The sequence below is a fragment of the Carboxylicivirga marina genome, from assembly GCF_016612505.1.
In the GTDB taxonomy this organism is placed as follows: domain Bacteria; phylum Bacteroidota; class Bacteroidia; order Bacteroidales; family Marinilabiliaceae; genus Carboxylicivirga; species Carboxylicivirga marina.
In genome coordinates this window covers 108392-130080 of the sequence record NZ_JAENRR010000004.1, presented here as the reverse complement: position 1 = coordinate 130080, position 21689 = coordinate 108392, and the positions used below count along the sequence as shown (strand labels likewise).

Sequence of the window (21689 nt, the reverse complement as noted above, 5' to 3'; positions counted from 1 at the left end):
AGGCAGAAAGTTGAATTAGGTTGATGAAAAATTAAACACATGAAGAAGAATAAACATATTTTCTTGCTCGGAGCATTATTTTTTCTGTTTGCATTAGTAAAATATGCGTTTACACCTGATGAGATGCCTACCACATTTATTGTGTTTGAGGTTTTATCATTTCTGGTAGTTCTATACATTATTTACTTTATCCTTAATTTTATAGAAACTTGCATGCATGGCGCCGACAATTCAAAAATGGATAAAGAATGCATTCGTCGTCAAAGTGAAATCACATGCTTAAGAAGTAGATTAGAGGAAGTTGAGCACGCAAATATTAACGAAACTGACGAAGATAAGTATGGTAATAGCGATCTCTTCATCGAATCTATAAATAAACACCTTGGTGAGGTTAATGAGCAGTCTGTTGTTGAGATTGCTAATCTTATTACTTCGCGTTACGAAGTAATGGCCTTAGTTGGTTATTGTTCGAATAATGATGAGCAATGTGTACCGGTTAAAACCTATGGAGTTGATGAGGATATTCAAATGCCGGCGATAAATACAACAGAAGGACTACATGCACAGGCTTTGGCAGATAAAAAAGCCATGGAGATAGAAGATATACCTCACGATTACATTGAAGTTGGTTCGGGCTCTGGTAGTACAAAACCTTTGATACTTTACATTTTGCCGGTAATTGATGGTAGTAAAGTGATGATTTTTGAAATAGCTAGCTTTAAAAAGCTTGATTTGGTCGATGTTTGGAACAAGTTAGATGGGCAGCAATAATTACTGAGAAAAAAAGATATGGCTAGATTATCTAAAAAAATAAAGCAATTATTAACAATGTCTGTTTTTACCGAGCGCGATTGGTACTTACTGTCATTGGGATTATTATTTGTTCTTTTTCTTGTGTGGGCAGGTTTCATGTCTTTTAACGACTTGTATTTCTCAGCACGTAATATTGCCATTATTCACCGCTCATTATTAGTTTGGGGAATCGATTTACTGGTTGTCTCTATACCGGTATGTATTTTAGCCATTATCAACTTTAATTACGAACAAAAGAAAAAGCTGAGTGCCGAAATTAATAAGTTAAAATCGCAGCTTGATAAAAATGTAGATCTGGCTGAGCAAATTGGGCGAGGAGAACTTGATGATATTGAGTTGGTTGATGGCAAACTATCTGAAGCACTCTATAACTTAGGAACCAATCTTAAAAGTACAAAGACAAAAGAAGAATCATATAACTGGATATCAAAAGGCAAAGAAAAGATATCCGATATTCTTCGTAGTCATAATAAGGTTAACCAGTTAGCCGATGATGTCATACGTGGCATAATCGAATATTCAGGTGGATTACAAGGAAGCCTTTACCTGCTTCAGGATAAAGAATTAGTAAACATTGCCACATATGCCCATAACCGAAAGCGATTTGAAAAACAAGTGGTTCCGGTTGGTAAAGGTTTAATTGGTGATGTAGCTTTTGAGAAGCAACTAATATATCGCACGGAGATTCCTGATGACTATTTTCATATCACTTCAGGGCTTTTGGGTGATAGAAAACCCAAGAGTTTATTGATTGTTCCGCTTTTGCAAGAGGAAGAATTACAAGGTGTATTCGAAATAGGCTATTTACAGGAGAGTTTACCTAAACACATCATTAAGTTTGCTGAAGAATTAAGCAGTGTCATTGGGCGTACGTTCTACAACTTAAAGATTAACGAACGCACTGAATTACTCTTACAAGAATCGCAGGAGATGACTGTGACGCTAAAAGAAAATGAAAAGCAGTTACAGCTTAATGCTGCTGAAATGATTGAGGCGCAAGAAGAACTCGAGAAATCTAATAAACTACTCGAAGGACATATTCAAGAGGTTGAACATGCTCAGCAACGTCTGGAAGCATTATTAACTAATGCGTCGGAGTTTATATCTATCTACAACGAGAATCAAGAATTAGTTTTTGAGAGTCCATCGGTTAAACAGATTTTAGGATATGGACCTGAAGATGAGGTGTCAGGGATGGATCCTGAGCTAATGACGCCGCGTGGATACAAAACCATCAATAACTTGTTTCAATACCTGCTTGTTACACCTGGCGGTGAAAGAACTGCACAATATACTTACTTGAAGAAAAGTGGTGAAAAACTCTTTTTAGAAACAACGGGTAAGAACTTATTGCACGACCCTGCGATAAAGGGTATTATCTTTAATACACAAGATATTACTGAGCGAAAAAGGGCCGAGAAAGAGGAACGTATGAAAAGTCGTATGCAGTCTTTGTCGGAGAATTCGCCTGATATGATTATCCGTATTAACACGGGTGGTAAGTTAGTGTATGTCAATCCTAAGGTCGCTGATTTTATTGGTGTGCCAGCCATGGATTTGGTCAAGAAACGTGTGACTGAATTAGATATCGATGAGCGCTTTAAAGCTTACATGCTCGATTCTTTAAAGCAGATTCGTTCTGAAGAAGAGCAGATAATCTCTGAAATAGAGGTTGAGGCAGCTGAGCAAACGCTCATCATGGAAATAAAAGCAATTCCTGAGTTAAACGAAGATAAAGATCTGGAATCAGTATTATTCGTGGCACACGACATGACTGAATTCAAAAAGATAGAGCAGGAAATTAAGGAAAAGAATAAGAAGATATCAGACAGTATCAATTACGCACAACGTATCCAGACTGCAATATTACCTGATACAGAAGTGTTACAACAATTCTTTCCGCGATCATTTATCTTTTATCGCCCAAAAGATGTGGTTAGTGGTGATTTCCCCTGGATGTTCAAAAAAGGCAGGCATTTCTACGTGGCAGCGGTTGACTGTACAGGTCATGGTGTTCCGGGAGCACTTCTATCCTTTATTGGTTACTTCCTGATGAATAACATTGTTAATGCCAGCGAAAGTGTAACAGCCGCCGAATTATTGGATAAACTGCATTTAGATGTACGTCGTACTCTTCGACAGGATCAGGAGGGTTCGAATGGCCGCGACGGAATGGACTTAGCATTGGTGAAGATTGATTTAGAATCTAACGAATTGCAGTTTTCTGGCGCACATAACCCATTATACTATCTGAGTGATGGTGAGTTGAGTGTTTACAAAGGTTCACGAAAGGGAATCGGAGGTAAGCCTTTGGCCCGAAAAGTGGAAAAAGACTTTGAAAACAATGTGGTTCAATATAAAAAAGGCGATCAGTTCTTTATTTTCTCTGATGGATTACCCGATCAGGTAGGTGGGCCAAAAGGGCGAAAATATCAATCGAAACGTATCAGGGAAGCTTTAGAGTCTGAACCAAATCAAACAATGGCTCATTTTGAGCGTCATTTCTCCAACGATTTCTATGATTGGATGGGTGAGCTTAAGCAAGTCGACGATGTGCTATTAATAGGGGTTGAGTTGTAGTTTTGGGCTACAACTCATAATTATTAGTTTATATCAATTCGGAGGTCAACTGTTTGATGTCAAGACCCGAGAAATTACCGGAAGTCATAATTAATAGGTTTGTCGAATCATAATCTTGCGCTTTTAACCAGGTTACTAATTCGTTCGAATCTGTTAGCACCTTTAAATCTTTTCGGCCAAAAGCTGATAGCACATCCTGCTCTGTGATTTTGGGTAGCTTTTTATGTTTTAATACTTCAGGATTAAAAAAGACGACGGCCTTATCAGCTTCATCCATGGTATTTTTATATTGTGGTAAAAAGTCTTTGTTCAAACTGCTAAACGTATGTAATTCCATTACAGCAATCAGTTTGCGCTTGGTAAATTGCTGTTTCATGGCCGATGTTGTTGCCTTAAGTTTGCTTGGTGAATGCGCAAAATCCAAATAAATATTCGCTGTGTCATTTTTCTTTAGGAGTTGAAGGCGCTTGGCTGCACCTTTAAAACTTTGCATGGCTTTTAGAAACGTATCATCATCAATACCCAATTGATTACAGACCAATCGTGCACCATTTAGATTTTGGAGATTATGATTACCGAATATCTCCATAGGGTAACTCTGTCCATCCCACTGCACTATGGTTTGTCCATCAACATTAGTGCTATCAATAGTATTGTATGCAATGGTTTGAATTTGACTTTGCTTACTGGCAATGATTTCAAGTTCATCATCATCATCAAAATAGATTAATGTTCCATTTCCCTCGATGCTATCAGCAAATTTTGTGAATTGGCTAGTATAATTTTCCCAGGTTGGAAAAACATTCATATGATCCCAGGCAATTCCGGTAAGCATAGCTACATGCGGCTTATACCAATGGAATTTAGGTGTTAAATCAATGGGAGATGATAAATACTCATCGCCTTCGAACACTGCTATAGGTGCATCTTTGGTGAGTTTCACCATGGTATCGAAACCTTCTAATTGGGCCCCTACCATGTAATCAAAATCCATATTAAGTTGTTGCAATACATGCATCACCATGGCGGTTGTAGTTGTTTTGCCATGACTCCCGCCAATCACAACGCGTCTTTTATCTTTTGTTTGTTCATATAAATACTCAGGGTAAGAATATATCTTAAGGCCTAATTCCTGGGCTCTTAATAGCTCCGGGTTATCTTTTCGGGCATGCATGCCTAATATGATGGCATCGAGTTCATCGGTAATAATTTGCGGCTTCCATCCTTCAGTTTTGGGCAATAAACCATGTTTGTTGAGGCGTGACTTTGATGGTTCAAAAATTTCATCATCCGAGCCTGTTACATTAAAACCTTTTAAATGTAGGGCAATCGCCAAATTGTGCATGGCACTACCGCCAATTGCAATAAAATGAACTCTCATATTCGTCTTTATTTACTGATAACCCGATTTCGACATAAAATTTAATCGCTCAGACCGGTTGTGAATAATTAGTTGTCTACCTCTAAATACCTACCTTAGGCGGGCTTTTGTATTTTATAATTGTAAATGTACTTAATAAACCAAAAAGCAAAGCAAATGAAGTTGATTAAAATAGAGACCGGTAATTTTATGGCTGATGGAGGTGCCTTGTTTGGTGTTATTCCTAAAATGATGTGGCAAAAGCATTATCCGGTAGATGAGGATAATTATTGTAACCTCGCTATGCGATGCCTGTTGATTGACATGGGCAACAGAAAAGTGTTAATTGACACTGGAGCGGGTACAAAACAGAGTGATAAGTTCTTTTCGTGGCATCGTTTAAATGGTGAAGCTAGCTTGATAGATTCACTTGCGAAGGAAGGTTATTCGCCAGATGATATTACTGATGTTGTACTCACGCATTTGCATTGGGATCATTGTGGTGGATGTGTTTATTATGACGATGACAATAAAGCCAAAGTGACTTTTGCTAATGCCGCACACTGGGTTTCTAAAATTCAATGGGATAATTACATAAAGCCCAATAGTCGCGAAGGAGTTGTTTATTTCCCTGATAATATGATGCCGGTTTACAATGCCGGACTCATAAATCTTATAGAGGAGGACGGAATCATCATACCAGGCATCGAAATTAAATTGCTAAATGGACACACCGCTGGTAATATGTTGCCAATTATTCACCATAACAATGGTAAACTGGCATTTATGGGTGATCTAATTCCTGTTTTGCCAAGTATTCGTTTGCCATGGGTGTCTGCCTATGATACTAGTCCTTTAATTAGTATCGAAGAAAAGAAAGCATTTTTAGTAGAAGCTGTTGAAAATGGGATTGCACTTTTTTTTGAGCATGACATTAATACCGAATGTTGTGTTTTAACAAAAACAGAAAAAGGAATTGTAGCTGATAAAACACCTACACTAAGGGAGGTAACGCAAAATAATGACTAACTAAATGCACTATTATTTTTGATAGTAAAAGCTGTTACGCAACAGAAATAACTAAAAATGAGCATGAATCTTTACTCAGCGTAAATTAAATGTTAACTTTGCGTTAACTCAATGGGGTTTTCGTACGTGATATTGATACGAAGAAAGTATACACACAGGACTTTTGGGATTAGTATAAACGTAAAAAAATTGGAGGCCTTATGAACAAGTTAGTATTCGTAATTCTAATGGTATTTGGTTCGATTGTAGCTAATGCACAGCTAACCGAAAAAGAAAACAAATTTTACGATCAGAACAATCAGTTGTATTCAGGATTATATGTTGAATATTACGAATCTGGAAGTAAGAAAGTGGAGATGAATGTTGTTGAAGGCCTGAAAAGTGGGCTTACGACCATTTATTTCGAGAATGGAAAAACCAAAGAAATTCGTTCTTATTTAGATAATAAGATGGATGGTGTTTGGACGACCTATCAAGCAAGCGGTGAAAAAACCGGTGTGGCCAGTTACAAAAGTGGAAAGAAACATGGCAAGTGGTTTATTTGGGATGAAAATGGCGTAAAACGTTATGAGATGTCTTATAACGATGGCCACAAAGATAGCATTTGGACTATTTGGGATGAGACTGGAAAGGTAGTTGGAACAAAAAAGTATTAAAAAAGTTAGAGTTTAGCTATAACAAAAAAAGAGCGATCAAATCCGTCGCTCTTTTTTGTATTCTATAAATACCTTCCTTACATATAAGATTTCAAAGCAATTTGTAGTTCCTTGCTCTTTTTTGTGTCAATCGAAAGTGATTCATCTGTTTTGTAAGAAACATAGTCAGTAGAAACTGTGTAGCTTCCATTGGTAACACCTGTAAATTCAAAGTTACCATCAAAGTCAGTTTATACTGTAGTATTAAGTTCGTTTAAAACTACCTTCACGCCAACCAGGCTTTCGCCCGTTGCAGCGTCTGTAATTGTTCCAGAAATGGAGGTAGTTAATGTGGTTGTTGTTTCTGTAGAAACTTTTTCCTTTTCAGCTTTAATTGTTGAAACTCCAACATATAGGAAAGCAACTAATATAATAATCGATGTCTTCATAATCTTATCATTAATGTTACAATGCAAATGTATAGGACGAATGTTATGTAATCGTTAAGTAGTTTTTATTTGATGATTAAGGCTTTGTTAACTCCAGATTATTTGACATTCTCAAACGGCTTGAATAATTTGTATAAAAACCTGACAATATGCATTTTATTAAACGTGTCAACGATGTAGTTTCAGCCGTAGGAGATTTATTTTTCCCACCTGTTTGCATATCTTGTGGTACACATCTGTTTAAGAACGAAATTGAAATATGCCAAATGTGTATTCGTCGATTGCCCAGAACGCACTTCGAGAAAAGACCGCACGACAATCAAATTTCAATTATGATGTGGGGACGCTGTCGAATAAACCAGGCATATGCTCTCTTTTTTTACAAAAAAGGTGAACGGGTACAGCGCTTGTTGCATGAAGTAAAATACCGGGGTAATATCAAATTAGGAGAAGAATTAGGAAGGCAGTTAGCTAAAACTATTGTCCGAAATGGCGATAATAGCTATGATGAAATTATACCAATCCCGCTTCATCCTAAGAAAAAAATTAAGAGAGGCTTTAATCAGGCTGAGGTTATCGCCAACGGAATGGCCGAAATAATGAAAGTGCCGGTTAATGTCTCTGATGTAGTCCGAAATACTTATACCTCATCACAAACCAGAAAGGGGCGTTTTGAACGATGGCAAAATGTCGAAAGTATATTTAGGGTGAAATCTCCTGAAAACCTTGCTGGTAAGCACATATTGCTGATTGATGATGTTGTTACAACTGGCTCAACTTTGGAAGCATGCGTTAATCAGTTAAGCACCATTGATAATGTAAAAGTAAGTGTGGCCACTATTGCCTGTGCCGTGTTATAAAAGTTTGTTAATGGCGTAATAAGCCGTTACTACAAAGTTATTATTGTATTGACCGGGTTTGCGACTAAACCAGTGCGGTTTTGGATTATAAACCGGTATCTCACCGTCATAAGGAATGCGAATGCGGTTGATTGAATACAACCAACGCGCATTTATCCACAAGCGATCGTTAATATGGTAGTTTAATCCAAATACAGTGGCCCATTCCATATTTTCGAATGGTACAGGATCATACTGTGGAAAATCTTCAATAGGTGTCCCGTCAATTTCTTCATTGCTACTAAGCAAAGCCCCTATTGAAAGGCCTGCTTCACCCGAAAATTGTTTGTGACGATATCTTGCCACTACCGGAAACTGAATATACGAAAGGGCAATTTTATAATCATCGTAATGGCCTTTATCAGGTTTAGGCGCTTCCCGGCTGCCTTTCTGCATATATTCAATGTCGAGCTGAACTTCCCATTTTTCCCCAACTTGTCGGCTAACAAATGCGCCAAGGTTTAAGCCAACTTTATTATAACCTACATAATTATCACCATCAACCTGCGAAAACGAGGTTCCTAACAAAGGCCCGGCTCTAAACTCTTGCGCCGATGAGATGATAGTAAGAGAAACAATGAATAGGGTTAAAAATAGTTTACGCATTGGTTTAGTTTGTTAGTTCGCTTATTAGTTTTGGTAGACCTACAGTACCGTTCTCTTGTATAAACGTAATATTTGGATTTGGAGTATATGCTGGTAGATTTGGATCGATAATATATATTGGTACCCCTTCCGGTACATAATTTAATAAACCAGCTGCAGGGTACACATTTAATGATGTTCCTACCACTACAAAAATGCTAGCCTGCTCTGTTATATCAATGGCGGCTTCCATGGCGGGCACTGCTTCACCAAACCAAACAATGTGTGGTCGGAGTTGAGCACCTTTTTCGCAGGTGTCGCCCCATTTAAGTTCCCAGCCATCCAGTTCGTATATCAATGACTCATCTTTAGTACTTCTAACTTTCTTAAGTTCACCATGCAGATGAAGCACATGAGAACTTCCGGCTTGCTCATGGAGGTCATCCACATTTTGTGTGATAATTTCTACATCGAAATGCTTCTCTAACTCGACCAAGCCAAGATGAGCGCCATTGGGTGCGCATTTAAGAAGCTGCTTGCGTCGTTGATTATAAAAATCTAATACCAAATGCGGGTCTTTTGCCCAACCCTCAGGGCTGGCAACCTCAGTTACATCATGGTTTTCCCACAAACCATTATTTTCTCTAAATGTTTTAATACCACTTTCGGCACTGATGCCGGCACCTGTTAAAACAACCAACTTCCTTTTATTCATTAGTATTAGCTTTGAAACCTCAGATAAAAGTAAATGAAAACATTGAGTAATCAAACATGAATTGACCTGCGTTATGCATTTTCAGCCATTTAGAAATGGCTTATTTTTCTATCTTTGTAAACTGCTTAAAAACGACAAATTATTCCTTATAGATGATAGAACAGGTTACCGTAGATAAAGTGCTGGAAACAGCCAATAGTCAGATTATTGAAGTTGTGTCTGATTATGTAACCTTGCGTCGTAGGGGAATAAATTACCTCGGTAACTGTCCGTTTCACAACGAGAAAACGCCATCTTTTACCGTTTCGCCGCACAAAGGAATTTTTAAGTGTTTTGGATGTGGAGAAGGGGGCAACGCGCTCAACTTTGTAATGAAGCACGATCAACTTTCCTTTGTGGATGCCATCAAGCATTTAGGTAATAAGTTCAATATACACATTGAGGAAGAAGAGTATTCGCCTGAACAGCTAAAGCAGAAGAACGAACGTGAAAGTATGATGGTGACCAGCGAGTATGCCGGTCAGTTTTTTAGTAAGAACTTAACAGAAACGGATGAAGGCAAGTCAGTTGGGCTTAGCTACTTTAGAAGCCGTGGTTTTCGCGATGATATTATTGAGAAGTTTCAGTTAGGTTATTCGCCCGAGCAGCGAGATGCTTTAACCAAAGAGGCACTGAAGCAAAGTTATAAACTGGAGTATCTCGAGAAAACCGGGTTGACTATCGTTCGCGATAATTACCAGGCCGATCGATTTCGCGGTCGGGTCATGTTTCCCATTCATAGTTTAGCCGGTAAGGTTATTGCCTTTGGTGGTCGTATACTTAAAAATGATAAGAAGACCGCTAAATACCTGAACTCACCCGAGTCAGAGATTTACCACAAAAGCAGGGTGCTATATGGAATTTACCATGCTAAGCAGGAGATAACCCGTAAAGATCGCTGCTATCTGGTAGAAGGTTATACCGATGTATTATCTTTTCATCAGGCGGGTATAAGTAATGTGGTGGCATCATCAGGAACGGCCTTAACATCAGATCAAATACGATTGATTGCCCGTTTTACTAAGAACATCACGATTATTTACGACGGTGACCCAGCCGGATTAAAAGCATCACTGCGAGGTATCGACCTTGTTTTGGCCGAGGGCATGAATGTGAAAGTTTTGCTTCTGCCCGATGGTGAAGACCCGGATACTTTTGCCAAAGAACGTAATGAAGAGCAGCTAATAAAATACATTGAGGAGCATCAGCAGGATTTTATCAAGTTTAAAACTTCGCTGTTGCTGGCCGATGCTCAGAACGATCCAATCAAAAAAGCACAACTGATTCAGGATATTGTACGCAGTATTTCGATTATACCAGATACTATCACGCGTTCGGTATATGTGAAAGAATGTAGTACGCTGCTGAAAGTTGATGAACGGGTGTTGATGCAGGAAACCGGTAAGCTGCAAAAGAAGAAGCAGGAAGAGGATTTCAGGCGAAGTGCGCCAAGGCCATCAAACGAGCCGCCACCAGAAATATTTAATCAGCCATCATCTGGGCCTGGTACGCAACAAGCACCCAATGTAACTGTTAATCCCTTTGAACTGGAAGAACGTGAGATATTACGCTTTTTGGTAAAGTTTGGTGAGCGTCCGGTAAATCCCGATGAAGAAGATAAGGTTTCAGTTGGACAATATATTTTGCATGAGCTCAAGCAAGATGATCTGATGAGTAATAATCCGGCTTACAACAAAATGATGGAGGCCTACGATGCCGCCATTGGAACTTCTGATGCTACTGCCCTTAAGTTTTTTGTGAATAACTCAGATCCTGAACTAAGCAAGCTGGCATCTGATTTAATAGGTAAAGAGCACGATTTAAGTAAGATTCATGAAAAGTTCGGTGTGGTTACTCATGCCGAAGAGAAATTACCCGATCTGGTTCCAAAGATTGTGATGGAGCTCAAATGGAAAAAAGTAAAAACGGTTCTTAAAGAGAAGCGCCAACAACTGCAGCAAATGGAAGCCTCTGGAAATGCCGATGGCTTAATGGAACTAATGCAGGAGCTAACAACCTGGCAACAGGTATTGGCACACATTTCTAAAGAACTGGGCGGACGAACAATTGTATAAAACGCAAACTATATATTATGCAAACACTTAATCATACCGATAAAGAAGTTATTGAAGCCATTATATTAAAAGCCAATATTTGTTTTGTTGGCGTGGTTGATCCCGATAATAAGCCCTATGTGTTACCAATGAATTATGGCTATAAAGATGGTGTCATCTATCTGCATTCGGCACCCGAAGGGCGTTTGATTGATATCGTCGACAATAATCCGAATATCTGTATTACCTTCTCAATTGATAATGATCTGGTATTTCAGCATCCCGAGGTAGCATGCAGTTATCGCATGACTTCCAAAAGTGTGGTGGCAATGGGTAAAGTGCAGTGGATTGAAGACATGGATGAAAAGCGTGAAGCTTTAGATATATTGATGCAGACCTATAGTGAGAAGAAATTTGAGTATAGCGATCCGGCTGTTAAGAATGTAAAAATGTGGAAGGTATCTATGGATGAAGTGACCTGTAAAGAGTTTGGCGCTCCACATGATGAGTATAAGTTAAAACATAATTTGGAAGAGCTTAAAAAGCATCCGGGTAAATAAACTTTTTTATATTAGTAATTGATTATTAAAACCTAAACGATTTACAGAATGAGAATCACACACTTTCTTCTACTAATTGTTTTTTCTATATCATTAATTTCTAACGCTCAAAGCGATGCGTTTAAGGATTACAAAGTAGTCTATTCACAGAGTTTCAGTAAAGAGAAGTCAACCAATGATTTTGACTTTTCAGATGTGTCTAAATGGTTGATAAGTAAGAATGGTAAGCCGGGTAAATCATTGAAGTGCCTGGGTTCTGGCAGTTACAAAGGAGCACACGATGGACCTTCTGTAGTGGCTGTTTTAAAAGATTTTGAGTTGAGCGACTTTGTGGTGGAGATGGATGTTGTGCAAAATGGTAAGGACTTCAGCTTGCTTGACTTTTGTATCTTTTTTGGCATTAAAGACACCGAAAACTATTGTTATGCGCAAGTGGCCAGCAAAGCCGATAAAAAAAGTCATAACATATTTATGGTCAAAGGCGATAAGCCAAAGCGTGCCGGAGACATAAACGCAAAAGGCGTTATCTGGCAAATGAAAGAATGGCAACATATACGTTTAGAACGCACTTCTAGCGATAACAGTGTGAAGGTGTACTTTAACGATAAACTCGTACTTCAGTGTAAGGATGAGGCATTTGATGCCGGACATATTGGTTTTGGTTCATCTAACAGTGCCATTAAAATTGATAACTTAAAAGTGAGTGCACCTGCTTTTGAGCAAAACACCAAAACATTTTTTTAAGCAATGACCAATTACCTCAAACGATAAATTATGGCTTTAAATTATCTGTGGATTGCCTTCTTTTTAATCGCTTTTGTAGTCGGACTTGTTCGACTTATCTTCTTTGGCGATGTAGATGTATTTCCGCAGATGATGAACGCCACATTTGATAGTGCTAAAACAGGGTTTAATATCTCCCTTGGGCTCACCGGTGCCTTAACTTTATGGATGGGTTTGATGCGCATTGGTGAAAAAGGCGGCATGATAAACGTGATGTCTCGCCTCATTGGCCCTTTCTTTAGTCGATTATTTCCCGAGTTACCAAAGAATCATCCGGCTTATGGCAGTATGATGATGAACATTGCAGCCAATATGCTCGGGCTCGATAATGCAGCAACGCCAGTTGGTTTAAAAGCTATGCAAGAACTGCAAAGTACCAATAAGAGTAGCGATACGGCGTCCAATGCACAAATCATGTTTCTGGTGCTTAATACCAGCGGCCTCACGGTCATCCCCATAAGCGTAATGGCCATTCGTGCAACTGAGGGTGCTTCCAATCCTTCTGACATCTTTCTGCCAATACTTTTAGCAACCTTTTTTAGCACCTTGGTTGGAATTGTAACTGTCTCTATTGTTCAACGAATAAACCTCCTTGATAAAGTCATTTTAGCATACTTGGGAGGCTTTACAGCATTTATTGGTGGATTTATCTATTATCTATCCACATTATCAAAAGAGGAAGTAAACATTGTTTCCTTACTAGTGGCTAACGTGCTTTTATTTTCGATTATCATTACATTCATTCTAATGGCGATTCGAAAAAAAGTAAATGTTTATGATACCTTTATTGATGGTGCCAAAGAAGGTTTTAATATCGCTATTAAAATCATTCCATTCTTGGTCGGCATTCTGGTAGCAGTTGCAGTTTTTAGAGCATCTGGTACATTGGATTTTTTACTCGAAGGTGTTAGAGCCTTCTGTGTATTTATTGGCGTTGATACGCGTTTTGTTGATGCCTTGCCAACAGCCTTTATGAAACCTTTAACTGGCGGAGGTGCAAGAGCAGTAATGATTGAAACCATCAGTGTTTTTGGAGTAGACTCATTTGCAGGTCGGGCAGCCAGTACCATTCAAGGCTCAACAGATACTACGTTTTACGTTTTGGCCGTGTATTTTGGTTCAGTAGGCATTAAGAAAACCCGTCATGCCTTATCGTGCGGATTAATAGCTGACTTTGCCGGGATTATTGCGTCTATTTTATTGGCTTATTTGTTTTTTGGGTAGCTGACACCCAAAAGAATAACTGTTTGATAGTTTGGATATATTCTATAGTTTAGCATCTAAGTTAATCTCAACTAATTATGAATACTATCAAGTATTATACTCTTCTATTCCTTCTCTCTTTTTCTGCCATATCTATGGCGCAGGAAGATAACAAACGGCTTAAGATCATAAATGCTCATATTGGTATTGGCGCCAGTAATCTAATTAATGCCGAAGCACCGCATAAAATTATTAGTATCAGTGATGTGTATTATTTGCAATTTGGAGAGAGTAATTCAGAATTTAATTATGAAACCAACTTCTTTAAGGATATGAAGTATAATTTTGTTGGAGGTATTGGTTTTGAATATTTTATCAAGCCCGATTTATCCCTGTCAGCATCCCTTAATTATGAAGGCAAAGGGCTTGATATAGATTATCGACATAAAGATTCCGGAGGAGATACCGATTATGTATGGGCTTCGCAGGAGAATTATGTATTTGATATTTCAAACCATTACATCACATTGCCACTAATTATGCGAAAGTATCTCAATGCTTCTAATACTTTTTATCTGCAAGGAGGTGCATACATGGCTTATTTAATACAGTCTTCGATTGATTTTAGTATTGATCGTTTGTATGTAAGTAGTTATAAGTTCGACTCCGACCAATTGGAGCTTATCGATGAAACAGAGGTAGGGGGAAATAGTGGATCTAATATAAGGGCTTATGAAAATGACTTTGAAGATGATTTAACAAGTACATTTGACCTTGGTATTGTATTGGGTACTGGTTATACTTACCCTTTATCAGACAAGTTATACATCTATGCCGACCTGTTATTCAGCATTGGTTTGAAAGATATTGATGGGGTAAACGACAATGAGTATTCTGAGACATCACTGCCAGCTTCATCAGGATATAACACTGTAATCCAATCAGAAAATTATTATGGGCTTAACTCCAATGCGAAGAATTTTAGTGGAGTGTTAACTGTTGGTGTCGGATTACGACTGTAGTCACAACAGCAAGATAATTGAACTCTGCAAACCCTGCATAGGCTACTCTTTTAATTGTATAATAAGTATTGAATGTTTATCATTCCGTGTTGCCGCAAGCTTATTCTGCATCGTCGAATCGTCTGGCGACGTTGCCGAGCTTTTCGGCTTAATGGAATAGGTCTGCGGCTCTATTGAATTGTTATCATTCTTTGTTGCCGTGGCTATATTCTATGTCGCCGCATGTCGCGGCACTATGGAATAATGATTCGGCACTACTGCCGCAAAGCTATTCGGAGGAGCCGAAGCCTGCGGCTAAGTGGAATAATTGTTCGTCAGAGGTACCGCAAAGGATTTGTATTGTATTAATATTAAAAAAAGCACTGCCGAGACTCAGTGCCTTTAGATGATTAATTGCGGAATTTCCGCATCTTTTTTACAATTTCACTGTCTTTGCCTAACATGCCCGAAATCAGGTCGGCGGCATCAGAAGCTGCTTTATAGGCAATATTCAGTTTCTCATTGGACAGTTTAGTGGCATCTTTTGCAGCAGCTTGTGCTTTTTGTTGCTGTAATTCGGCCTGGTCGCATGCTGTTTTGTTATCGCTTAACTCACTTATTTTATTATCAGCTGTATAGCCTTTTGTTGCTAAGGTGTCTTTTTCCTCTGTTAGTAATTCAATCATTTGAGTAACAAAGTCTCTCTTTTTGGATTCGTTAATCATAGTCTTCGTTTTTAGTTTTTGTTTAAGTTAATTATGTCTCGGCTTGCGTTATTAATATTGAAGTAAACTAAAACAACGTCATGTTCAGATCCGTTAGTTGATGAATGATGTATTTAATATGATAAGCGTTTAATTATAGATGATTAAAGGATTGTATAATCAGGTCTCAGTTGCAATTGGCTAGTATGTAGTGCATTGTTGTTTTTGAGTTGCTTTGGATATTTACACTTCTCATATGCTTTGGTCTAGAAAATTTGGAGCTTAAACATGAATTGTTAATTTTGATTTTTTTATGAAAGGACTCATTTTAATTGCACTCTTCTCAGCCCTGTTTTGCTTAATTCAGGCACAGGAATCTAAAAAGCTAAAAATCATTAATGCCCATATTGGTGTTGGAGCTAATAATTTAATAAATGCAGAGGCTCCCCATAAAATTTTGAGATACGATAATTATAGACATTATCCATTTTATGAGGGTTCTGAGTTAAACTATGAAACCAATTTCTTGAGTGATATGAAGTTTAGTTTTGTAGGCGGGATTGGTTTTGAATATTACTTGAAACCCGGTATGTCATTTTCTGCATCAGTTAATTATGAAGGCAAAGGGCTCGAGATGAATTATCGATTTAATGATTCTGGAGGGAACGAACAATATATATGGGATTTACAAGAAGACTATTTATTTGATATCTCTAACCATTATATCACGTTGCCACTATCTCTTCGTAAATATCTCAATGCATCTTATACTTTTTATGTACAGGGAGGTGTTTATATGGCCTGTATGTTTGAATCGAGAGTTGATATTTCAATTGTTGAAAAGTTTAATCGCTGGAATATTGCAGAGGAGCATGAAGAACCCCGTTTAGTTGGTTATTATATAGAAGAATTTAATGCGAATCATTTTGATTTTGAAGATGAACTCACCCGCATGTTTGACTTTGGTCTTGTACTGGGAACGGGTTATATTTACCCATTATCCAAGAAGCTTTTCATTAATGCCGACTTGTTATTCAGTATTGGTTTAAAAGGCATTGATGGGGTAAATGACAATGAATATGATGAGTTATTATTGGCAAGGGGAACCATGGTTCGTTCAGGTAATTATTATGGTCTTAACTCCAATGCAAAAAATTTCAGTGGAGAGTTAACGGTTGGTATAGGGATAAAACTATAAGCAAAACAAAAGCCACCTTTCGGTGGCTTTCTTTTATCTTAACTGTTTTATATTCTTCTCAAAGTTCTATTTCTGCAAAGCTTCAGCTCCACCTACAATTTCCAATATTTCAGTTGTAATAGCTCCTTGTCGGGCTTTGTTGTATTGTAATTGTAATTCGCTGAGCATCTCCGTGGCATTGTCAGTGGCCTTGTGCATTGATGTCATACGTGCACCGTGTTCCGAGGCCAGGGACTCTAATATAACACGGTAAAACATCGTTTTTAAAGCGTCTGGTATTACCGTTTTGATAAAGGTTGGTACATCTGGTTCAATAATGTAATCAGCAGCCATTACGCCTGTTTCTTCTGCGCTTGGTAATTCCATTGGCAAAAACTGCTCTGAACGCATAATCTGTACCGCAGCATTTTTATATTCATTATATACCAATACTACCTTATCGTATTTTTTTGTACGGAAAGCCTCCATAATTTCATGGGCAATGCCAACAACATTATCAAACGTAACTTCTGAATACAAGTCGTTAAAGTCCTTTACCACGTTATATCCATGTGACTTTAGTAACTTCTGTGCTTGTTTACCAATCGTAAATATGTCAACGTTTCCTAAAGCATTCTGTAATTTAAAGTCAACTTTGCAAAGTCGCTCAGTTTCTTTTATCACATTGGCATTAAAGGCACCACACAATCCTCTGTTCGATGAAATCGGAACAATCAACACCTTATTAGGCTCACGTACTTCGGACCACTCTAACTCAAATCCTTCTTCTAAAGCACTTGATAATTTATACAGGATGCCTGCCAAACGATCAACATAGGGGCGAATGTATGAAATATCGTCCTGTGCCTTTTTAAACTTGGCAGCCGATACCATTTTCATGGCACTGGTAACCTGACGGGTGGTTTTAACCGAGTTAATGCGAATACGTATGTCCTTTAAATTTGGCATAAACTACTATTCTTCGGTTAGATATTTGTGTGCAACATCATTGGCAATAGCATCAAGCTTGCCAGTAATTTCATCGTTATAAGTACCTTTTTTAAGGGCTTGTAATAAATCGGGATGACTCACCTGAAGGCTTTCAATATATTCTTTCTGCCATTCTTTAACCTTGTCGGCCGGCACATCTTTTAATAAACCTTTGGTGCCACAATAAATTAAAGCGACTTGTTCTTCTACTTTTACCGGCTGATACTGTGGCTGCTTCAGTAGCTCCACGTTCTTACGTCCTTTGTCGAGTACCAGCATGGTTGCCGGGTCAAGGTCAGATCCAAACTTGGCGAAAGCTTCCAGTTCGCGATATTGTGCCTGGTCGAGCTTTAAAGTACCAGCTACCTTTTTCATTGGTTTAATCTGAGCACTACCTCCCACACGTGATACCGAAATACCCACGTTAATGGCCGGACGAACACCTGAGTTGAATAGGTCACTCTCCAGGAATATCTGTCCGTCAGTAATAGAAATCACATTGGTAGGAATATAGGCTGATACATCACCTGCCTGCGTTTCAATAATCGGCAGCGCTGTTAACGAACCACCACCTTTTACATGTGGACGAAGCGATTCCGGCAAATCATTCATCTGGGCAGCAATTTCATCTGATTCAATGATTTTTGCTGCACGCTCTAATAGGCGGCTATGTAAATAAAACACATCACCCGGATAAGCTTCACGCCCTGGCGGACGGCGTAACAATAAACTCACCTCGCGATATGAGACGGCCTGCTTTGATAAATCATCATATATGATTAATGCCGAACGCCCCGTGTCGCGGAAGAATTCGCCAATAGCTGTTCCTGAAAATGGAGCATAAAATTGCATTGCTGATGGGTCAGCAGCAGGTGCGGAAACAACTGTTGTGTATTCCATTGCTCCATGCTTCTCAAGTGTATTAACAATTTGAGCTACTGTACTTCCTTTTTGTCCAACAGCTACATAGATACAGTATACCGGTTCGCCATCATCGTAAAATGAGCGTTGGTTAATGATGGTATCTATGGCAATGGCTGTTTTACCAGTTTGACGGTCGCCAATAATCAACTCTCGCTGTCCACGACCAATGGGTGTCATGGCATCGACTGATAACAAGCCTGTTTGCAATGGCTCTTGTACTGGCTGACGATAAATTACCTGTGGTGCTTTACGCTCCAGTGGCATTTCATAGGTCTCACCCTGAATTGGGCCTTTACCATCGATGGGCTCGCCAAGTGCATTAATAACACGGCCTACCATGCCTTCGCCAACATCAATTGAAGCAATACGCCCGGTACGTTTAACTAAATCGCCTTCCTTAACGGCTTGTGATGAGCCAAATAATACCACCCCAACGTTATCTTGTTCAAGGTTAAGCACAACGCCCATGCACGAGTCCAACTCAACTAATTCGTTGGCTTTTACATTCGCGAGTCCAAAAACACGGGCAATACCATCACCCACCTGCAAAACAGTTCCTACTTCTTCAAGGTCGGTTGAGGTTTGGAAGCCTGCTATCTGTTTTTTTAATAAATCCGATACTTCAGCCGGTTTTATCGTATCCATCCGCTTATCAATTTAGTACGTTTAACTAAGCAATTGCTTTTTAATTTGTTTCAACTTTGAACTCATACTGGCATCCGCCATTTTTCCATCTACTTTTAAGATGAATCCACCTAGTAGTTCAGGTTTAACTTTAACAGTTAGTTCAATTGGTGCTTTAAACTGGTCTTTCAAAAACTGATTGAGCACTTCATGCTGCTTGTCGTCAAATTCAATGACTGTATATACAGTCACTTCTTTGATGCCTTTCTCGTTTTTATATAACCAGATAAAACGCCTGTTGATATCTTCAAGCAGAACTTCGCGATTATTAGCTATCAATAAATCTAAAAGATTAATAGTGCTTTTCGCTACTTTGCCATCTAACACCGAATGAAAAGCCTGTTTTTTTTGCGCAGGTTTTATAACCGGACTATTTAATAAGTCGGTAAATCCATCTGCATCCTTACAATAGGATAGTAATAGATTAACATCGTTATAAATGCGATCCAACTCCTTTTGCTCTTCAGCAAGTTTAAAAAGAGCTTTGGCATACCTGTCTGCTATCAAACTTCTATTCATTCTCTTTTGTTAGAATGGTGTTCAACTTATTTTTAAATAGTGATAGTCACTAATTAAAATTTACTTCCTGCAGATATTTGTCAATGATTGCTTTCTGCTTATCGGTTGATTGTAGTTCTTCTTCCAATAACTTACCTGCAATGTCAACAGAAAATTCTGCTACTTTTTCTTTCAATTGAAGGATGGCCTCATTTTTTTCGCGCTCAATTTGAACTCGTGCAGATTCAATAATTTTATCTGCTTCGTTCTGCGCTTTGTTTTTAGCGTCATCCAGCATTGACTGCTTTAATTCCCGAGCTTGCTTTATTAGCGTGTCACGCTCAGCCTTTGCATCATTCATAATCTGAACTTTGGTAGCATTTAAATCTTCCACCTCTGCTTTGGCTTTTTCGGCTGCTGCTAATGCATACTCTATAGTCTCTTCGCGAGATTTTACTGCATGCAAAATTGGTTTCCAGGCATAGCGCTTTAAAATGAAAACCAGCAGGCTAAACGTAAGGGCTGACCAAAAGACTAAACCGGGATCTGGCGTTAACAATCCCATAATCGCTTCCTTTTATCCTTTCATCAAAGCTACTACAATCGCAAATAAAGCAGCACCTTCAATAAGTGCAGCGGCAATAATCATTGCTGTCTGAATTTTTGAACTAATTTCTGGCTGACGACCCATCGCTTCCATTGCGCTTTGAGCAATTCGACCAATTCCATATCCGGCTCCGATAATGATTAAGCCTAATCCGATTGTGGTTAATGATAAACCTTCCATTGTATTACGTTTAAAAATATTAACTATTAATGTTCTTCATCGTGTACAGCCATGCCAATAAACAAGGCTGATAATAAGGTAAATATATAAGCTTGCAATACTGCAACTAATAATTCCAACATAAACATCATCAGTGCCATAAGTAACGAAACCGGTGCTATGGCAACAGATTTCATCACAAAGATGAGTGAGAATAAACTTAGGATGATAATGTGTCCGGCTGTAATGTTAGCCAGCAAACGAATCATTAGAGCAAATGGTTTTGTAAACAAACCGATAAACTCAATGACCGATAGTAATAAGCGAATTGGCACCGGCACACCAGGCATCCAGAATATGTGGCCCCAATAACTCTTTGTCCCGCTAAAATTGGTGACTAAAAAAGTGATAATTGCCAAAACCATGGTGAGTGAAATGTTACCGGTAAGGTTACTTCCCCCTGGGAAAAATGGCACTAAACCTATCAGGTTGTTAACCCAGATAAAAAAGAAAAGGGTTAATAAGAATGGCATAAACCGATCGGCTTTGTGCTTATCGATTTGAGCATAGGCTATATCATCGCGTACAAATAAGATCAAAGGCTCAAGAAAAGATTGAATGCCTTTGGGAGCCGAAGGAGCCCCTTTGTATTTACGGGCAGCTGCTGTAAACATCCAGATGATAATGATAATGCTTAACCACATGGATGCTACATTACGCGTAATCGATAAGTCAATTGGCTTGTCGTTCAATACCTCATGATGCTCGCCATAATTGATGGTACCTTCTGCATCTGTTTCGTATATTTTACCGTGATATAACTTGTAGTATTTATTCCCTTTCTCTACGAGCTCTTCACCATGATGAAATGCTGAAGACATAAATATATGCAAGCCTTCATCAATTAATATAATAGGTAACGGAAGTGTAATGTGTTTTTCTTCGCCATCGCTATTGTATGAAATAACGTGCCATTCATGAGAATCTGCAATATGATGCATAATCATCTCCATTGGGTCAAACTCATTTTCAGAGTTTTCGCCTTGTGTGTCGGCGGCAAACGTAAGTTGAGTAGAAGCCCAAACGGCCAGAAGTGCAATAGCTATTCTAAAATGTTGCATCAAATGAATATAGTGCTGTTTTACTTTTCTTATTTCATTAAGCGAACCTTAATGGCCATGTCTACGACCAAAAGCGCGAAATAGTTCATTAAAAACAATAGTATTTCTCTTTTGTTTTCG

Annotated in this window: 22 protein-coding genes and 1 pseudogene; 11 read left to right on the top strand and 12 right to left on the bottom strand. The window is 38.6% G+C overall.

From position 1 onward, the window contains the following. Nucleotides 1-39: 39 nt before the first annotated feature. Both JIV24_RS02840 and JIV24_RS02835 read left to right on the top strand, forming a co-directional pair. Nucleotides 40-771 (top strand): GAF domain-containing protein, encoded by a 732-nt coding sequence (locus JIV24_RS02840; protein WP_200463490.1) that lies wholly within the window; start codon nucleotides 40-42, stop codon nucleotides 769-771. Nucleotides 772-789: 18 nt separating this feature from the next. Continuing rightward, nucleotides 790-3393 (top strand): PAS domain S-box protein, encoded by a 2604-nt coding sequence (locus JIV24_RS02835; RefSeq protein WP_200463489.1) that lies wholly within the window; start codon nucleotides 790-792, stop codon nucleotides 3391-3393. 28 nt (nucleotides 3394-3421) lie between these two features. Here JIV24_RS02835 and JIV24_RS02830 read toward each other — a convergent pair whose 3' ends face one another. Continuing rightward, complete coding sequence (locus JIV24_RS02830; RefSeq protein ID WP_200463488.1) at nucleotides 3422-4774, bottom strand: UDP-N-acetylmuramate--L-alanine ligase; 1353 nt, start codon at nucleotides 4772-4774, stop codon at nucleotides 3422-3424. 156 nt (nucleotides 4775-4930) lie between these two features. On the opposite strand from JIV24_RS02830, the gene JIV24_RS02825 reads away from it, so the two are divergent. Both JIV24_RS02825 and JIV24_RS02820 read left to right on the top strand, forming a co-directional pair. Beyond that, the gene (locus JIV24_RS02825; RefSeq protein ID WP_200463487.1) at nucleotides 4931-5782 is read left to right on the top strand and encodes an MBL fold metallo-hydrolase; all 852 of its coding nucleotides are present in this window, start codon (nucleotides 4931-4933) and stop codon (nucleotides 5780-5782) included. Between the two features lie 200 nt (nucleotides 5783-5982). Continuing rightward, on the top strand, nucleotides 5983-6438 hold the full coding sequence (locus JIV24_RS02820; protein ID WP_234445680.1) for a toxin-antitoxin system YwqK family antitoxin: 456 nt from the start codon (nucleotides 5983-5985) through the stop codon (nucleotides 6436-6438). Between the two features lie 77 nt (nucleotides 6439-6515). Here the strand turns inward: JIV24_RS02820 and JIV24_RS22835 are convergent. Together JIV24_RS22835 and JIV24_RS02815 are read right to left on the bottom strand one after the other, a co-directional pair. Continuing rightward, nucleotides 6516-6656 (bottom strand): annotated as a pseudogene (locus tag JIV24_RS22835) (hypothetical protein); the annotation flags it as partial. 12 nt (nucleotides 6657-6668) lie between these two features. Then, a complete protein-coding gene (locus tag JIV24_RS02815; RefSeq protein ID WP_200463486.1) occupies nucleotides 6669-6866 on the bottom strand; it encodes a hypothetical protein in 198 nt (65 codons plus the stop codon). A 149-nt stretch (nucleotides 6867-7015) separates the two neighbouring features. Between JIV24_RS02815 and JIV24_RS02810 the strand changes: the two genes are divergently transcribed. Next, nucleotides 7016-7726: a ComF family protein gene (locus JIV24_RS02810; protein WP_200463485.1), complete on the top strand. Its 711-nt coding sequence runs from the start codon at nucleotides 7016-7018 to the stop codon at nucleotides 7724-7726. Here the strand turns inward: JIV24_RS02810 and JIV24_RS02805 are convergent. Together JIV24_RS02805 and JIV24_RS02800 are read right to left on the bottom strand one after the other, a co-directional pair. Beyond that, nucleotides 7721-8371, bottom strand: coding sequence for a porin family protein (locus JIV24_RS02805; RefSeq protein WP_200463484.1), 651 nt, complete (start codon nucleotides 8369-8371; stop codon nucleotides 7721-7723). The two genes, JIV24_RS02810 and JIV24_RS02805, sit on opposite strands and share 6 nt — an antisense overlap. A gap of 4 nt (nucleotides 8372-8375) precedes the next feature. Continuing rightward, nucleotides 8376-9065 carry an SIR2 family NAD-dependent protein deacylase gene (locus JIV24_RS02800; protein ID WP_200463483.1) on the bottom strand — a complete coding sequence of 230 codons (690 nt, stop codon included), beginning with the start codon at nucleotides 9063-9065 and terminating at the stop codon, nucleotides 8376-8378. Between the two features lie 152 nt (nucleotides 9066-9217). Between JIV24_RS02800 and dnaG the strand changes: the two genes are divergently transcribed. The 5 genes from dnaG to JIV24_RS02775 all read left to right on the top strand — a co-directional run bounded on the left by dnaG (nucleotide 9218) and on the right by JIV24_RS02775 (nucleotide 14726). Continuing rightward, nucleotides 9218-11179 carry a DNA primase gene (gene dnaG, locus JIV24_RS02795; RefSeq protein WP_200463482.1) on the top strand — a complete coding sequence of 654 codons (1962 nt, stop codon included), beginning with the start codon at nucleotides 9218-9220 and terminating at the stop codon, nucleotides 11177-11179. A gap of 17 nt (nucleotides 11180-11196) precedes the next feature. Then, a complete protein-coding gene (locus JIV24_RS02790) occupies nucleotides 11197-11718 on the top strand; it encodes a pyridoxamine 5'-phosphate oxidase family protein (RefSeq protein WP_200463481.1) in 522 nt (173 codons plus the stop codon). Between the two features lie 48 nt (nucleotides 11719-11766). Continuing rightward, a complete protein-coding gene (locus tag JIV24_RS02785) occupies nucleotides 11767-12462 on the top strand; it encodes a family 16 glycoside hydrolase (RefSeq protein WP_200463480.1) in 696 nt (231 codons plus the stop codon). Between the two features lie 30 nt (nucleotides 12463-12492). Continuing rightward, on the top strand, nucleotides 12493-13725 hold the full coding sequence (locus tag JIV24_RS02780) for a nucleoside recognition domain-containing protein (RefSeq protein WP_200463479.1): 1233 nt from the start codon (nucleotides 12493-12495) through the stop codon (nucleotides 13723-13725). A 77-nt stretch (nucleotides 13726-13802) separates the two neighbouring features. Then, complete coding sequence (locus JIV24_RS02775; protein ID WP_200463478.1) at nucleotides 13803-14726, top strand: outer membrane beta-barrel protein; 924 nt, start codon at nucleotides 13803-13805, stop codon at nucleotides 14724-14726. Between the two features lie 389 nt (nucleotides 14727-15115). Here JIV24_RS02775 and JIV24_RS02770 read toward each other — a convergent pair whose 3' ends face one another. Next, complete coding sequence (locus JIV24_RS02770; RefSeq protein WP_200463477.1) at nucleotides 15116-15430, bottom strand: hypothetical protein; 315 nt, start codon at nucleotides 15428-15430, stop codon at nucleotides 15116-15118. A 292-nt stretch (nucleotides 15431-15722) separates the two neighbouring features. Here JIV24_RS02770 and JIV24_RS02765 point away from each other — a divergent pair, with 292 nt between their 5' ends. Further along, nucleotides 15723-16607: an outer membrane beta-barrel protein gene (locus JIV24_RS02765; protein ID WP_200463476.1), complete on the top strand. Its 885-nt coding sequence runs from the start codon at nucleotides 15723-15725 to the stop codon at nucleotides 16605-16607. 66 nt (nucleotides 16608-16673) lie between these two features. Here JIV24_RS02765 and atpG read toward each other — a convergent pair whose 3' ends face one another. The 6 genes from atpG to atpB are packed head-to-tail and all read right to left on the bottom strand — an operon-like array spanning nucleotide 16674 to nucleotide 21569. Then, a complete protein-coding gene (gene atpG / locus JIV24_RS02760; protein WP_200463475.1) occupies nucleotides 16674-17555 on the bottom strand; it encodes an ATP synthase F1 subunit gamma in 882 nt (293 codons plus the stop codon). A gap of 6 nt (nucleotides 17556-17561) precedes the next feature. Next, nucleotides 17562-19145, bottom strand: a complete 1584-nt coding sequence (gene atpA, locus JIV24_RS02755; RefSeq protein ID WP_200463474.1) for a F0F1 ATP synthase subunit alpha — start codon at nucleotides 19143-19145, stop codon at nucleotides 17562-17564. A 21-nt stretch (nucleotides 19146-19166) separates the two neighbouring features. Beyond that, entirely contained in the window at nucleotides 19167-19703 is a 537-nt protein-coding gene (gene atpH, locus JIV24_RS02750; protein WP_200463473.1) for an ATP synthase F1 subunit delta, read from the bottom strand. Nucleotides 19704-19752: 49 nt separating this feature from the next. Continuing rightward, entirely contained in the window at nucleotides 19753-20247 is a 495-nt protein-coding gene (gene atpF, locus JIV24_RS02745) for a F0F1 ATP synthase subunit B (RefSeq protein WP_200463472.1), read from the bottom strand. 12 nt (nucleotides 20248-20259) lie between these two features. After that, entirely contained in the window at nucleotides 20260-20469 is a 210-nt protein-coding gene (gene atpE / locus JIV24_RS02740; RefSeq protein ID WP_143301005.1) for an ATP synthase F0 subunit C, read from the bottom strand. Between the two features lie 26 nt (nucleotides 20470-20495). After that, a complete protein-coding gene (gene atpB / locus JIV24_RS02735) occupies nucleotides 20496-21569 on the bottom strand; it encodes a F0F1 ATP synthase subunit A (RefSeq protein WP_234445679.1) in 1074 nt (357 codons plus the stop codon). Nucleotides 21570-21689 lie beyond the last annotated feature (120 nt).